General features: G+C 72.3%; 10 protein-coding genes and 1 riboswitch. Of the genes, 7 read left to right on the forward strand and 3 right to left on the reverse strand.

What is annotated here, in order from left to right:
• Nucleotides 1-12 precede the first annotated feature (12 nt).
• Nucleotides 13-122, forward strand: a riboswitch (SAM riboswitch).
• Between the two features lie 15 nt (nt 123-137).
• The 6 genes from metX to BMW78_RS18315 all read left to right on the forward strand — a co-directional run bounded on the left by metX (nt 138) and on the right by BMW78_RS18315 (nt 7,974).
• Nucleotides 138-1,313 carry a homoserine O-acetyltransferase MetX gene (gene metX / locus BMW78_RS18290; protein ID WP_091762683.1) on the forward strand — a complete coding sequence of 392 codons (1,176 nt, stop codon included), beginning with the start codon at nt 138-140 and terminating at the stop codon, nt 1,311-1,313.
• A gap of 54 nt (nt 1,314-1,367) precedes the next feature.
• The gene (locus BMW78_RS18295; RefSeq protein WP_091762685.1) at nt 1,368-1,775 is read left to right on the forward strand and encodes a universal stress protein; all 408 of its coding nucleotides are present in this window, start codon (nt 1,368-1,370) and stop codon (nt 1,773-1,775) included.
• A 267-nt stretch (nt 1,776-2,042) separates the two neighbouring features.
• A complete protein-coding gene (locus BMW78_RS18300; RefSeq protein WP_091762687.1) occupies nt 2,043-3,689 on the forward strand; it encodes an RNA polymerase sigma factor in 1,647 nt (548 codons plus the stop codon).
• 147 nt (nt 3,690-3,836) lie between these two features.
• Nucleotides 3,837-4,799: a PAS domain S-box protein gene (locus BMW78_RS18305; protein WP_177180466.1), complete on the forward strand. Its 963-nt coding sequence runs from the start codon at nt 3,837-3,839 to the stop codon at nt 4,797-4,799.
• A gap of 36 nt (nt 4,800-4,835) precedes the next feature.
• Nucleotides 4,836-6,245 (forward strand): sensor histidine kinase, encoded by a 1,410-nt coding sequence (locus tag BMW78_RS18310; RefSeq protein WP_091762691.1) that lies wholly within the window; start codon nt 4,836-4,838, stop codon nt 6,243-6,245.
• 130 nt (nt 6,246-6,375) lie between these two features.
• A complete protein-coding gene (locus tag BMW78_RS18315) occupies nt 6,376-7,974 on the forward strand; it encodes an FG-GAP-like repeat-containing protein (protein ID WP_091762693.1) in 1,599 nt (532 codons plus the stop codon).
• Between the two features lie 50 nt (nt 7,975-8,024).
• On the opposite strand, the gene BMW78_RS18320 is transcribed toward BMW78_RS18315, so the two are convergent.
• The 3 genes from BMW78_RS18320 to BMW78_RS18330 are packed head-to-tail and all read right to left on the reverse strand — an operon-like array spanning nt 8,025 to nt 12,622.
• Nucleotides 8,025-10,400 carry a transglutaminase TgpA family protein gene (locus BMW78_RS18320; RefSeq protein WP_091762695.1) on the reverse strand — a complete coding sequence of 792 codons (2,376 nt, stop codon included), beginning with the start codon at nt 10,398-10,400 and terminating at the stop codon, nt 8,025-8,027.
• The gene (locus tag BMW78_RS18325) at nt 10,397-11,653 is read right to left on the reverse strand and encodes a DUF58 domain-containing protein (protein WP_091762696.1); all 1,257 of its coding nucleotides are present in this window, start codon (nt 11,651-11,653) and stop codon (nt 10,397-10,399) included. Before BMW78_RS18325 ends, BMW78_RS18320 begins: the two co-directional genes overlap by 4 nt.
• Before the next feature lie 15 nt (nt 11,654-11,668).
• Nucleotides 11,669-12,622: an AAA family ATPase gene (locus BMW78_RS18330; RefSeq protein WP_245735981.1), complete on the reverse strand. Its 954-nt coding sequence runs from the start codon at nt 12,620-12,622 to the stop codon at nt 11,669-11,671.
• Between the two features lie 515 nt (nt 12,623-13,137).
• Between BMW78_RS18330 and mraZ the strand changes: the two genes are divergently transcribed.
• Complete coding sequence (gene mraZ, locus BMW78_RS18335) at nt 13,138-13,569, forward strand: division/cell wall cluster transcriptional repressor MraZ (protein ID WP_091762698.1); 432 nt, start codon at nt 13,138-13,140, stop codon at nt 13,567-13,569.
• Nucleotides 13,570-13,686: the final 117 nt, after the last annotated feature.

Genomic DNA, 13,686 nt, shown 5'->3' on the forward strand with positions numbered 1-13,686 from the left:
GCTGGGCGCCAAGGTCACGAGTTCCAGCGCGAAGCCCCGGCTCGCTGGACGGCAACCCTCCTCGCGGTGGGGTGCCCCGGGTGAGGACCGGGCCGCGGCGACCGTCGCGGCAAGCGCGACCACAGGAGCTGTGCCCCATGACCACCACGTCGTCGACTCCTCGACTCTCCTCGGGAGCCTGGCTCTCCGCGGGGGCGTGGCGCGAGGGCGACCCGGTGGGGGACCGGCGGTTCGTCTCGGTGGGACCCGTCGAGCTCGAGGCCGGCGGGCGCCTGCCTGACGTCACCGTCGCCTACGAGACGTGGGGCACCCTCAACGAGGCCCGCGACAACGCCATCCTGGTCGAGCACGCCCTCACCGGCGACAGCCACGTCTCCGGTCCGGCCGGACCGGGGCACGCGACGCCGGGCTGGTGGGACGGGCTCATCGGCCCCGGCTGCCCCTTCGACACCGACCGCCACTTCGTCGTCGCCGCCAACGTGCTCGGCGGCTGCCAGGGCACCACGGGCCCCGCCTCGACGGCGCCCGACGGCCGGCCGTGGGGGAGCAGGTTCCCGTTCGTGACCATCCGCGACCAGGTGGCGGTGGAGGCCCGGCTCGCCGAGCTGCTCGGCATCGAGCGCTGGAACGCGGTCCTCGGCGGGTCGATGGGCGGCATGCGCTCGCTGGAGTGGGCGGTCACCCATCCGGAGCGCGTCGAGACGGCCATCGTGCTGGCCTCGACCGCCTACGCCACGGCCGAGCAGATCGCCTGGTGCCAGCCGCAGCTGCTCGCCATCCGCAGCGACCCCGCCTTCCACGGCGGCGACTACTACGAGCGGGGCGCCGGCCCCGAGCAGGGTCTCGGCATCGCCCGGCGGATCGCCCACGTGACCTACCGCAGCGAGCTCGAGCTGCACGAGCGGTTCGGCCGGCTGCCCCAGGGCGCCGAGCAGCCCGTCGGGGGTGGGGGCCGCTACGCCGTCGAGAGCTACCTCGACCACCACGCGGGCAAGATCGCGGCCCGTTTCGACGCCAACTCCTACCTCGTGCTCACCGAGGCGATGAACTCCCACGACGTCGGCCGCGACCGTGGCGGCGTCGCGGCAGCGCTCAGGCGCGTCATGGGACGCCTGGTCGTGGCCAGCGTCGACTCCGACCGGCTGTACCCGCCGCGGCTGTCCGAGGAGATCGCCGCCGCGGTGCCCCACGCCGAGCACGTCAGCATCACCTCCCCGTACGGGCACGACGGGTTCCTCATCGAGACCGAGCAGGTGGGAGCCATCCTCCGCCAAGCGGTCGCGCGACCGGCCGGGGCAGAGGAAATCCGGTAGCGTCTGGCCACCGGGCCACCCCCAGCCGCCCGGACGCCGAACAAGGAGGTTCCTGTGGCCATCGTTGTGGGTTACGTGCCTACGAAGGAAGGTCGCGCTGCTCTGCGTCGCGCCGCCGACGAGTCCCTGCTCCGCAAGACGAAGCTGATCGTGATCAACTCCAACCGCGGTGGCAAGGACTATGACGCCAAGGAGGCCGAGCGCTTCGAGAAGGAGCTCCACAACGTCCAGCACGAGCTCGACGAGGTCGGGATCGAGCACGAGGTCCGGCAGCTGGTCCGCGGCAACGAGCCCGCCGAGGACCTCATCGCGGTGGCCGAGGAGACCTCGGCCGACTTCATCGTCATCGGCCTGCGCCGGCGCACCCCGGTGGGCAAGCTGATCCTGGGCTCGAACGCCCAGCGGATCCTGCTCGACGCGTCCTGCCCGGTGCTCGCCGTCAAGGCCGAGCCCGAGGCCTGACCGGACCCGCACGCGTGCGGGCCGATACGCGAGCCCGTGCGCGGCATACCGGTGGTCCGTTTGGCGGGTTTTGCCGCTCCGGTGCGAGAGCAGGGGCCGACTCGTTTTACAATGTCACTTACGCATACCGGCGAGCAGGTCCCCCGCAGCCCCTGAGAGCCGGTTGTCGTGAATACTTCCGCCTCCGCTGTTGTTGTCATGGTCGTGCGCTTCGGCCCTGATGGCGTGCGCTGCTCTGTCCGCGACGAAAGGTAGTCCGTGTCGCCTGTGTCCGATAACGCCTCCGAGAGCCCGTCTCGCCCACTGCCGAAGGAGTTCGCGCACTCCGCGCTGCAGAACCTCCTCCTGCTGGGCCGTACCAACGGCTCGGTGGACAGCGAGCAGCTGCGGGTCGCCCTGGTCGAGGCCGAGGTCGAGCCCAAGCGCATGAAGACGGTCCTGCGCTCCCTCGAGGAGCAGGGCATCTCGATCACCCTCGACGCCGCGACCGCCACGCGAGCCGTCGCCGCGACCTCCTCCGCCCGCCGCACCGCGTCGGCCTCGACGAAGAAGACGGCCGCGAAGAAGACCGCGACGAAGAAGGCTGTCGTCGAGGAGGCCAAGCCGGCCACCAGCAAGACCGCGGCCAAGACCGCCACCAAGGCGACGGCGACGAAGGCCGCCGCCAAGAAGGCCGGCACCACCGCCGAGGCCACGGCCGCCGCCGCCCCGCCGGCCAAGAAGTCCGCCGCGAAGAAGACCGCGTCCAAGAAGGCCACCGCCACCAAGACCGCACCCGGGACCGAGAGCGCCGAGGGTGTCGAGCCCGAGGAGGACGAGGACGTCGAGGTCGAGCCGACCGATGTCGTCGAGTCCGAGCTCGAGGAGGTCGTGATCGAGGAGGACGCCGACGACGAGTCCGCGGCGACCCCGGCGAAGACCGAGGAGGCCGAGGAGCGCGGCGGCTTCGTCCTGCGCGACGACGACGAGGAGGACGCCCCGGTCCAGCAGGTCGTCACCGCCGGCGCGACCGCCGACCCGGTCAAGGACTACCTCAAGCAGATCGGCAAGGTCGCCCTCCTCAACGCCGAGCAGGAGGTCGAGCTCGCCAAGCGCATCGAGGCCGGTCTGTTCGCCGAGGAGAAGCTGAACTCGGGCGACAAGATCGACATGAAGCTCAAGCGTGAGCTGTGGTGGATCGCCCAGGACGGCAAGAAGGCCAAGAACCACCTGCTCGAGGCCAACCTGCGCCTCGTGGTCTCGCTGGCCAAGCGCTACACCGGCCGCGGCATGCTCTTCCTCGACCTGATCCAGGAGGGCAACCTCGGCCTGATCCGTGCGGTCGAGAAGTTCGACTACACCAAGGGCTACAAGTTCTCGACCTACGCGACGTGGTGGATCCGCCAGGCCATCACCCGCGCCATGGCCGACCAGGCCCGCACCATCCGCATCCCGGTGCACATGGTCGAGGTCATCAACAAGCTCGCCCGCGTCCAGCGCCAGATGCTGCAGGACCTCGGTCGCGAGCCCACCCCGGAGGAGCTCGCCAAGGAGCTCGACATGACCCCCGAGAAGGTCGTCGAGGTCCAGAAGTACGGCCGCGAGCCCATCTCCCTGCACACCCCGCTCGGCGAGGACGGCGACTCCGAGTTCGGTGACCTCATCGAGGACTCCGAGGCGGTCGTGCCGGCCGACGCGGTCAGCTTCACGCTCCTGCAGGAGCAGCTGCACTCGGTGCTCGACACCCTGTCCGAGCGCGAGGCGGGCGTGGTCTCGATGCGGTTCGGCCTCACCGACGGCCAGCCCAAGACCCTCGACGAGATCGGCAAGGTCTACGGCGTGACCCGCGAGCGGATCCGCCAGATCGAGTCCAAGACGATGAGCAAGCTGCGCCACCCGAGCCGTTCGCAGGTCCTGCGCGACTACCTCGACTGATCGGCACCGCTGCCACCAGGCGCAAACAGGCCAGGTCGTCCTTCGGGGTGCCTGGCCTGTTGGCGTCCTGCGCAGTGGCTGACGCGGAGGTCTATGGTGGGGAAGGCGGCGTGGCCGCGATCCACGGGTCTGGAGGGGGCGCCGGAGATGCCGAATGTCCCGTTCTCCACCGAGGACCTGCTGGCCTCCATCGGGCAGGCTGTCATCGCGACGGACCTCGACGGCGTGGTGCTCTACTGGAACGCTGCCGCCGAGGACCTGTACGGGTGGACGGCCGAGGAGGCGCTGGGGCGCAACATCGCCACCCTGACCGTGCCCACGATGTCCGAGCAGATGGCTGCCGACATCATGCTGGCGCTGCGCACTGGGGCGCGTTGGTCCGGAGGGTTCGCGGTGAGCGGCCGGGACGGCTCCGTCTTCCCCGCCCTCGTCACGGATGCCGGGATCCACGTCGACGGGGAGCTCGTCGGCATCGTGGGCGTGTCGGCCCATCTCGGCACGGCGCTCAGACCGCTGTTGGAGCGCTCGACGGATGCCGCGCTGGTGGTGCGCACAGACGGCATCGTCACCTATGCGAGCCCGGCCGTGACCGCCCTGTTCGGTTGGCAGGAGTCAGCGGTGATGGGCCAGTCGTTCATCCCCCTGGTGCATCCCGACGACCGCGCACCCCTCGCAGAGTTCCTCACCCAGGTGACCGAGCGACCCGGTGGCTACGCCCCCCTCACCCTGCGGATCCGCCACGAGGACGGGTCGTGGACGTGGGTCGAGGCTGCTCTGACCAACCTGTTGGACGACCCGGTCGTGCGCGGTGTGGTATGCAACCTCCACCGGAGCATCAGCCGCCCCGCCCAGGAACGGGCTGAAGAGCGGATCGCCCAGCTGCAGCGGGCCCTGGACTCCAGGGTGGTCATCGAGCAGGCGAAGGGCTTCCTCGCTGCGCGGGAGGGCACCGTCCCCGACCTCGCGTTCGAGCGCCTGCGCAGCCATGCGAGGGCGCACGACCTCAGCGTGCGCGAGGTGGCCCAACGGCTCCTGGACGGGGAGCTGGACCTCGGACCCACAGCCCGGACCTCGCCCCCGACGCCACCACATGGTACAAAGGGCTCGTAAGCCTTAGACCCGGCTCCTCCATCGAACGGCGGTGTGATGGCCGGGTTCTCGACCGATGGTCTGGCGTTCTCCGTCCGGGTCCACGAGGTGCTCTGTTGGCGCGCCGGTCCCGTCTGGGCTGTCAGCCTCCCCGAACTGGGCCGTGCCTCTGTAGCCGGTCGTCTGTCCGAGGTCGAGGGTGTGGCCCGGGCGCTGGTCGGTGATTCCGACCGGCCGCCGGCAGGCATGGGCTTCGACATCGTGTTCCTGCCGGACACCCTCACCGCTGCCCTCGGCGCAGCTGACACGGCACGCTCAGAGACCGACGGCCGCGGGCTCGATACCGTACGTCGGTCACTGGGACGGCGGCTGGCCCGCGACGGCCTGGCACCGACTGACGTCGCGGCAGCTCTCGGGGTGGCTCCGGAGCGAGCCGAGGAACGCGTGGGCGCCCCACCCGGTGAGGGGCGGCCGGCGGGGCCGTCGCCCTCCGTGCGGCTGTCGCCCCACAAGGCTCGTGCGACGCGACCTGCCGAACCGACGCCGCACGCCGGCTACCGGCACGAGGCACTGCTCTATCGCGACGACGACGAGTTCCTCGCAGGAACGGTGCCCTTCATCGAGGAGGCGCTGGCGCTGGGCCAGCCCGTCATGGTGGCCCTCCCCGAGCCCCATCTGACGCTGGTCCGCCAGGAGCTCGGTGCGGCGGCCTCGACGGTCCGGTTCGTCGACATGGGCCACCTCGGAGCCAACCCGGCGCGGATCATTCCCGCCTGGCGGGAGTTCATCGACGAAGCCTGCCGAGACGGGCAGGAGGCGCGCGGGATCGCTGAGCCGCTGTGGCAGGGACGCCACGCGGCCGAGGTCGCCGAGTGCCAGCTCCACGAGGCCCTCCTCGACCTCGCCGTGGAGCCCTCGCAGCCCCTGTGGTTGCGCTGCGCCTATGACGTCCAGCGGCTCGGGTCGCCGGAGTCCGAGGGTGCCCTGCACAGCCACCAGGCCATCGTCGGGGGGACCCCCCACTCCCACGACGCCGGCCGCCCAGAGCCGCCGGGCATTGGCACGTTCAACGAGAAGCTCCCCGATCCGCCCCCCTCTGCCGACGTGCTGGACTTCGGGCCGGCCAACCTCATGGTCGTCCGGTCGCGGGTCGCCGAGCAGACGTCAGCCGTCGGTCTGGACCCCGAGCGAGCGGCGGACCTCACGCTCGCGGTCTGGGAGCTCGCCGTGAACAGCACCGAGTACGGCGGCGGACCGGCGGCGCTGCGTATCTGGCGCGAGCCGGACGCCCTGGTCTGCGAGGTCGCCGACCCGGGCCACATCGACGACTACCTCGTGGGACGGCGCACCCCGGACCCCACGTCGCTCGGTCAGCGCGGCGTGTGGCTCGTCAACCAGCTGTGCGACCTCGTCCAGCTCCGCTCCGGCACCGAGGGCACGACAGCGCGCATCTTCACCTGGCTGTAGGCGGTCCCTGCGCCGGCCGTGGCGGGCGTCGGCAGGTCGAGGAGGGCGCGGGACCTGCGGCCCTAGCCGGTGGGCGCGGTGGAGGCGTGTGCTGGTGGTGGCGCGGAGGGCAGCGCCAGAGGTGGTTGTCATGGCTGGCGGTCGGACACAGGAACTCGTCGTGGGGTGGCTGGCGACCGTGGCCGCCGTCGCGGCGCTGCTCACGGGCAGCCTCCTCACCGCCCCAGCCGCCCGCGCGGCGACCCTTCTCGGCAACGACGTGTCGTGGCCGCAGTGCGACAAGGCTGTCGGCGGCCTCGGCCTGCCCATGCCGCCGGACACCGCGGCGTTCGCCGTCATCGGGCTCACCAAGGGCCTGCCCTTCACCGAGAACCCCTGCCTCGCCGACCAGGTCGCGTGGGCGACCCAGCACGGCACCCCGACCCACGCCTACACGATCGCCGCCTTCCCCACGACGGCGCAGCTGGGCACCTACGGCACCCAGGGGCCGTGGCGGGCCACCACCCGGGCCGGGCAGCTGTCCAACGTCGGCTACGCCGAGGCCCGCTTCGCCCTGCAGAGCCTCCAGGCCGTCCCGTTCACGCCACCCGTCGTGTGGGTCGACGTCGAACCGCGCCCCGCCCAGCCGTGGCCGTCCGACACCACGGCCCAGCGCCGCGAGAACCGCTACGTCGTCGAGGGGCTGATGCGCGGGCTGCGCGACGCGGGCGTCGCCTACGGCCTCTACTCGTATGCCGCGGGCTGGCAGGCCATCACCGGTTCCTGGTGGCTCCCCGGCGTGCCGGTGTGGGCCACGGCGGGCCGGCTCGACTACCCGGATGAGGCCCTCGACCGTTGCACCCAGGCCAGCTTCTCCGGCGGGCGGGTGGTCCTCTCCCAGTGGTACGACGACGTGGCGGACTACGACCGCACCTGTGAGCCGTACGCCTTCACCCCGCTGCCCGTGCCGGCGTCGACGCTGTCGATGTCGACGGCCGACTTCAACGGTGACTGGGTCGGTGACGTGCTCGCGCGCACCGCGACCGGCGACCTTCGCCTGTATGCCGGTGCGGCGGGCACCCGTCTCGCCGCCGGCCTGCGGATCGGCAGCGGCTGGAACGGGCTGAGCCTGCTGGAGACGCCCGGTGACGTCGACGGCGACGGCCCGCTCGACGTCCTGGCCCGCGAGGCGTCGACGGGGTACCTGTGGCTGTACCGCGGTGACAGCCACGGGGCCTGGCTGCCCCGCGTTCGCGTTGGCACCGGGTGGAACGTGTTCAACGCCCTGGTCGGCCCCGGCGACTTCACGGGTGACCAACGGGTCGACCTGCTCGCACGCCGTGCGTCGACGGGTGAGCTGTGGCTCTACGCCGGCAACGGGAAGGGCGGGTGGAAGCCGGCCGTGCGGGTCGGGACCGGCTGGAACGCGTTCAACGCCCTCGTCGGCCCGGGCGACGTCAACGGTGACGGTGCGGCCGACGTGCTCGCTCGTCGTGCCTCGACCGGCGACCTGTGGCTCTACCCCGGCAACGGGAAGGGCGGCTGGAAGCCTGCCGTGCGGATCGGCACCGGCTGGAACGGCATGACCGCGATCATGAGCCCCGGGGACCTCGACGGCGACCGCGTGCCCGACGTCGTGGCGCGCGACCGGTCCGGCGTCCTGTGGCTGTACCCCCGCACCGCCAGCGGGACCTGGCGGCCGCGGGTGCGGCTCGGCGCCGGCTGGAACAGCCTGAACGCGCTGTTCTGAGTCGTCAGCGTTCTCCGGGCCGTCAGCCGTCCGCCCTCAGCCGTCAGCCCTCAGCTGCGGCCGAGGCGGGACCGCACCGAGTCCCAGGCTCGCTGCACCGGCTCGGTCACGGCCGCCCGCCGCTCGCGCCACTCCACGAGCCCGTCCTGCGGCCAGAGCAGGGCCCGCACCCGGTCGCGCCGCCGCCGCACCCCGGACACCGCGTGCACGACGCGCTCGGCGTCCTCGCGGATGTCGACGAGCGTGGTCCCCGGCCGGGCGTAGCGTGACTGCTCCACCGTGTCGACGACGCGCTTGAGGGAGGCGACCTCGGCGCCCTCGAGGTAGGCCTCGCGCTGGTAGAAGCGGCCGGCCTGGCGTGGGGTGCTGCCCCGGGGCGCGACGACCCCGAGGTCGCCGATCCGCTCCACCATCGCCTGCCACTCCACCTCGACGCGCTGGGCGTCGTCGGGCGCCTCGTGCAGCCGTCGGCGGCGCCGCAGCCGCGCGGCCACCGGCACGGCGACCGTGCCTGCCACGCCGACGACGAGGCCGAGGAGCACCCAGCCGAGCAGGGTGAGCCGGCCCGAGGACCACCAGGCCGAGAGCACACCGGTGTCGGCGCTGCCGGACGTGGTGGCCCGGTCGGAGGCACCCGGGTCGTTGGCGCCGTTGTCGCGGCGGGGTGCCGACGTGGCCGACACGCTGGGTGCGTCCGTGGCGGTCGACTGGGTGTCGGGCGTCTGCACCTCTTCGAGGGAGTACGGCGGCGCCTGGCCGCTGCGCGAGGCAGGCGTCGGTTCGAACCGGAGCCAGCCTGCGCCCTCGAAGTACAGCTCCGGCCAGGCGTGGGCGTCGGCCGCGCGCACGGTGTAGGTGCCCTTGTCCAGGGTGCCGGGGAGGAACCCGATGGCCATGCGCGCGGGGATGCCGGCGGCCCGCGCCATCATCACCATGGCGGTGGCGAACTGCACGCAGTAGCCCTGCCGCGTGGTGAGGAAGTGCGTGATCGGGTCCATGGGCACGTCGCGCCCGGTCTCGTCGCGCACCGGCCCGGCGAGCTGGAGCGAGTAGGTGTAGGCCGAGCTGCGGAAGTGCTCCTGGATCGCCATGGCGGCCTCGATCCGCGTCGCCCCCTCGGGCACCACCTGGCGCACGAGCGACTCCACGGTCGGTGCGGACTCCCGGTCGACGCGGAGGGCGTCGAAGCGCTGGCTGTCGGAGAGCCGGTCGGTGGTGGGCTGCTCCAGCAGCGCGCGCGGCGGGTCGAGGGCGACGTAGTCCATCCGGTACGACGTCACCGACCGGTTGGTGCGCAGCACCTGGGTCTGCGGGTCGACTCCCCAGGAGGCGTCGTCGACCTCGCCGGCCACCAGCGGGTAGGGCGCCGCGAGCTGGGGTGCCTGCAGGCGCGAGTCGTCGACGCTGATCCGGTAGCGCTTGCGGGGGACGTCGCTGGAGATGTCGTCGGGCAGGGCCACGCGAGGGCGAGGGCTCAGCTCGCTGTCGCTGCGGTCGGGGCGCCACTCTCCGCCGCGGTAGGTGGTCAGGACACCGACCCGCAGGGGAGTGGGCGACGCCGCGGTGGTGGTGTACGACAGCACGGGGGACTGCGACCGGTCCTCGAGGCTGCGCGTCAGGTCGAGCGTGCTGTTGAGCCCGATCTGCCCGTCGCTGAAGCCGGTGGAGTCGGTCGCCCTGCCGAGCCCGTCGACGAGGTACCGCGTCGGCAGGTGGGGGGTGACGACCGGCAGCACGACGGCCGCAGCCAGGGCAGCCACGCCGAGGGTCCGCCCGAGGGACGCGAAGCCCATGGTGCCGTCGCGGTCGGACGTGGCGCGGCCCCGGCTCTGCAGCGGCGCCGTGGTGCTCCAGCGGCGCACCGAGGCGATGCCCTGACGCCCGACCATGATGAGCCACACGCCCGCGGCGATCACGAAGTAGACCGGGTGCAGCGAGCTGCCGGAGTTGGACGCCGAGATGAGGAACGCGGTGAGGAGGGGCAGCCCGGCGAGGGCCGGGGAGCGCCGCATGACGGCGAGGTGGTCCACGAGCATCGCCGTCAGGCCCATGGCCAGCCCGACGCCGAGGATGATGCCGCGGTTGGTCGGTGCCGGCGCCGCGTAGTTCTGGATCGTCTCGCGGGCGTCCACCAGCAGGTTGTTGAACGCCAGCACCGTGTCCACGCCGGGCAGGCCGTGCCAGAGGTGCCCGCGGCCGTAGATCCAGCCCGCGCCGACCACGAGGGCCACGAGCTGCACGAACAGCACCCCCGTCTTGGAGGTGGTCAGCCACCGGCCCAGCAGCCCGGCCGCGGCCACGAACGCGACCATGAGCATGGTCGGCCGGATCCAGTCGTCGGGGGTGAACAGCGTCGTCAGCGGCCAGCTCACCACGGCGGTGGCCAGGGCGGCGATCGCCGTGTCGGCCAGGCGGGTGCGGCTCATGCCGGTACCGGGTTCGACGCCCCGGCCAGTGCCGCCCAGGCCGAGGGGAGCTGGTCGTCGGCACCGACCACCACCGCGCTCCAGCCGGCACTGCGGAGCACCGCGACGCACGCCGGTTCGGTGGGCGCGTTCGTGGGCCTGCGCTGGCCGCCGAAGCTGGCGGAGTCGACCACCATGGCGAGGCCGGTGCCACCCGGCTGGCGGAGGGCCGCGACCTGCCGGGCGAGGTCCTCGTCGAGCGCGGTGACCACCGCGATGACCAGGCCACCCGAGGAGGTCACCGGGTGGGCTGCGTGCAGGACCTCCGCGAACTGCTCGGGCTGCCCCGCCTGGGCCTCTGCCAGCACCTCGAGCGCGTGGTCGAGGTCGATGGCGGCGCCCGCGCGCCCGTCGTCGGCGGTCTCGTCGGTGACGAGGTGCACGGCATACCCCTGCTCGGACAGGTGTGCGGTGACGGACGCCGCGGCGGTGACCGCCCACTCGAGGGAGCTCGAGCTGCCGCTGCCGCGGTGACCCGCGGCGCGTGAGTCGACCACGACGACGGCGCGCCGCCGGGCGGGCCGGTCCTCCTGGCGGACCATGAGGTCGCCCGTCTTCGCCGTCGACGGCCAGTGGATGCGGCGCAGGTCGTCGCCGTCGCGGTAGGCGCGGATGGAGACGTCGTCCTCGCCGTGCAGGGCCACCATGTGGGGGATCGCTCCCTCGGCGCCGATGCCGCTGCCCGGCGGTCGTCCCGAGCCGAGCGGCACGATGCGCGGGAGCACGAGGATGTCGCCGGCCCCGCTGATGGCCGCCACCCGGGTGCTGAGGCCGAACGGGTCGCGCAGCCGCACCCCGAGCGGGCCGAGCCGGTGCCGCCCGCGCACGTGGGAGCGCACGGTGTAGTGGATCTCCTGGCGGTCGCCGCGGCGCAGGCGCGAGACGACGAAGCGGGGGCGGTCGCCGAGCGCGTAGTCGAGCTGCTCCTCGGCCATGAGGAGCGGGCTGGCGCTGGGTCCGGCGTTCTCGATGGTGACGGTGACCGTCGACGGCTCGTCGACCTGCACCCGGCTGGGGCGGGGGGTGCGGTCGAGGGCGAAGCGCAGGTCGTGGCGCCGCATGATCAGCGCGCTGAACAGCGGGAGCGCGATGAGGAGGATGCCGATGCGGGTCAGGTCCGAGAAGCCGAGCCCGATGCCGCACAGCGCCAGCGTGATGCCGGCGGACACGAAGGCACGGCCGCGTGTCGTCAGCAGGTCGCGGAGCCGGCGCACGACGTCCCCCTTCCCTCAGCGGTTGGCCGAGGGCACCGGCACGCGGCGCATCAGGTCGTGCAGCACGTCGGCGGTGCTCTTGCGGGCCAGCTGGGTCTCGCCCGTGGGGATGATGCGGTGCGCCAGGACGGCCACGGCGATGGCCTGGACGTCGTCGGGCAGCACGTGGTCGCGGCCCTCGAGTGCGGCGTGCGCCCGGGCGGCACGCAGCAGCTGCAGGGTGGCCCGCGGGGAGGCACCGAGCCGCAGGGCGGTGCTGGTGCGCGTGGAGGACGTGAGGTCGACGACGTACTGCTTGATCGCCGGGCTGGTGTAGACGGCGCGCACCGCCCGGACCATCGTCGAGATGGTGTCCGCGTCGGTCACGGGCTCGAGCTTGTCCAGCGGGCTCGTCTGCCCGTGGGTGTCGAGCATGGCCAGCTCGGCCCGCGTCGAGGGGTAGCCGAGCGAGATGCGGGCCATGAACCGGTCGCGCTGTGCCTCGGGCAGCGGGTAGGTGCCCTCCATCTCGATGGGGTTCTGCGTGGCCATGACGATGAAGGGTCGCGGGAGGCCGTAGGTCTGCCCGTCGACCGTGACCTGGCCCTCCTCCATGCACTCGAGCAGCGCCGACTGCGTCTTCGGCGAGGCGCGGTTGATCTCGTCGCCGACGACGACGTTGGCGAAGATGGCACCGGGGCGGAACTCGAAGTCGCGCACGTCCTGGTTGAAGACGCTCACGCCGGTGATGTCGCTGGGCAGCAGGTCAGGGGTGAACTGGACGCGCCGCACCGAGCAGTCGATGGAGCGTGCGAGGGTCTTGGCGAGCATGGTCTTGCCGACGCCGGGCACGTCCTCGAGGAGCAGGTGCCCCTCGGCGAGGAGCACGGTGATGGCGGTGCGCACGACGTCGGGCTTGCCCTCGATCACCGAGTTCATGGCGCGGGAGAGCTGCCCGGCCACCCGGGTGACGAGCTCGAGCGAAGCCACCTCCCCCTCGCGTGCCGGGGCGGGGGAGGAAACGGGTGCAGCGGCCGGCACGGCCGGCTGCCCGTCGCCCGCTGCGGCGTCCTGGTCGTGCACGAGTCGTCCCTCCGTCGGCTCCGTGATCGCCACGTCCGATGTCCCTTCGTCGATGTCGCTCGATCTTCCCCCACAACGCTCCACCACGACAGGGTTATGCCGCGGTGCACCTCTCGGGAACGCGTCGGGGGCCGTCATGGTGCCCGGTCGACGGCCTCCCGGGGCCCGTTTCCTGCCGATCCGCGCCAGATCGTCACCGCCCGGTGACCCGGCGGCCTCCTCGCGCGGCTCTCTTCTCCTCCGACGAGGTGCGTGTGCGGAGATCCTCCCCACTTCCCTCCACCGCGCTGACCTGCACTGACGCGACACCTCGAACGGGAAAATCGCGCATTCTGGTCGTGAAGTGGATAACGGTGGAGTAAAGTGGGGCGCATCAGAGGCCGATGGTGCCACGCAGCACGCCAGAGGGGAGGTGGAGGCGCGTGTTTCTCGGGACCCACAACCCCAAGCTGGACGAGAAGGGGCGGCTCTTCCTCCCTGCCAAGTTCCGCGACCGGCTCGCCGACGGCCTCGTCGTCACCCGCGGCCAGGAGCGCTGCCTCTACGTGTTCCCGATGGACGAGTTCGTGCGTCTCGCCGGGCAGATGCAGCAGGCGCCCACCACCAGCAAGGCCGCCCGCGACTACATGCGCGTCTTCCTCTCCGGCGCCTCCGACGAGGTGCCCGACAAGCAGGGCCGCGTGACCATCCCGGCGGCGCTGCGCGAGTACGCCGGGCTGTCCAAGGACTGCACCGTCATCGGTACCGGTGCCCGCGTCGAGGTGTGGGACACCGCCGCCTGGAACGCCTACCTCGAGAGCACCGAGCAGGCCTTCTCCGACCAGAGCGAGGAGGTGATCCCCGGACTCCTCTGACGTAAGAGCCGGCGGTCCCTGGAGCCAGGTCTCCAGCCGCTTCGCCACCCGAGGCGACTTCCCCCGTCTCGGGCGACAAAGCGGATGGAGACCTGACCGCAGGGGCCACCCACAGGC

Origin of the sequence: Pedococcus cremeus, from assembly GCF_900111375.1 — a bacterium.
In the GTDB taxonomy this organism is placed as follows: Bacteria; Actinomycetota; Actinomycetes; order Actinomycetales; family Dermatophilaceae; genus Pedococcus_A; species Pedococcus_A cremeus.

Excerpts from the sequence above, each read along its gene's own strand:
- BMW78_RS18310 (WP_091762691.1), top strand. The coding sequence starts at position 4,836 with ATGGCCGGGTTCTCGACCGATGGTCTGGCGTTCTCCGTCCGGGTCCAC.
- BMW78_RS18305 (WP_177180466.1), top strand. The coding sequence starts at position 3,837 with ATGCCGAATGTCCCGTTCTCCACCGAGGACCTGCTGGCCTCCATCGGG.
- metX (WP_091762683.1), top strand. The coding sequence starts at position 138 with ATGACCACCACGTCGTCGACTCCTCGACTCTCCTCGGGAGCCTGGCTC.
- BMW78_RS18320 (WP_091762695.1), bottom strand. The coding sequence starts at position 10,400 with ATGAGCCGCACCCGCCTGGCCGACACGGCGATCGCCGCCCTGGCCACC.
- BMW78_RS18315 (WP_091762693.1), top strand. The coding sequence starts at position 6,376 with ATGGCTGGCGGTCGGACACAGGAACTCGTCGTGGGGTGGCTGGCGACC.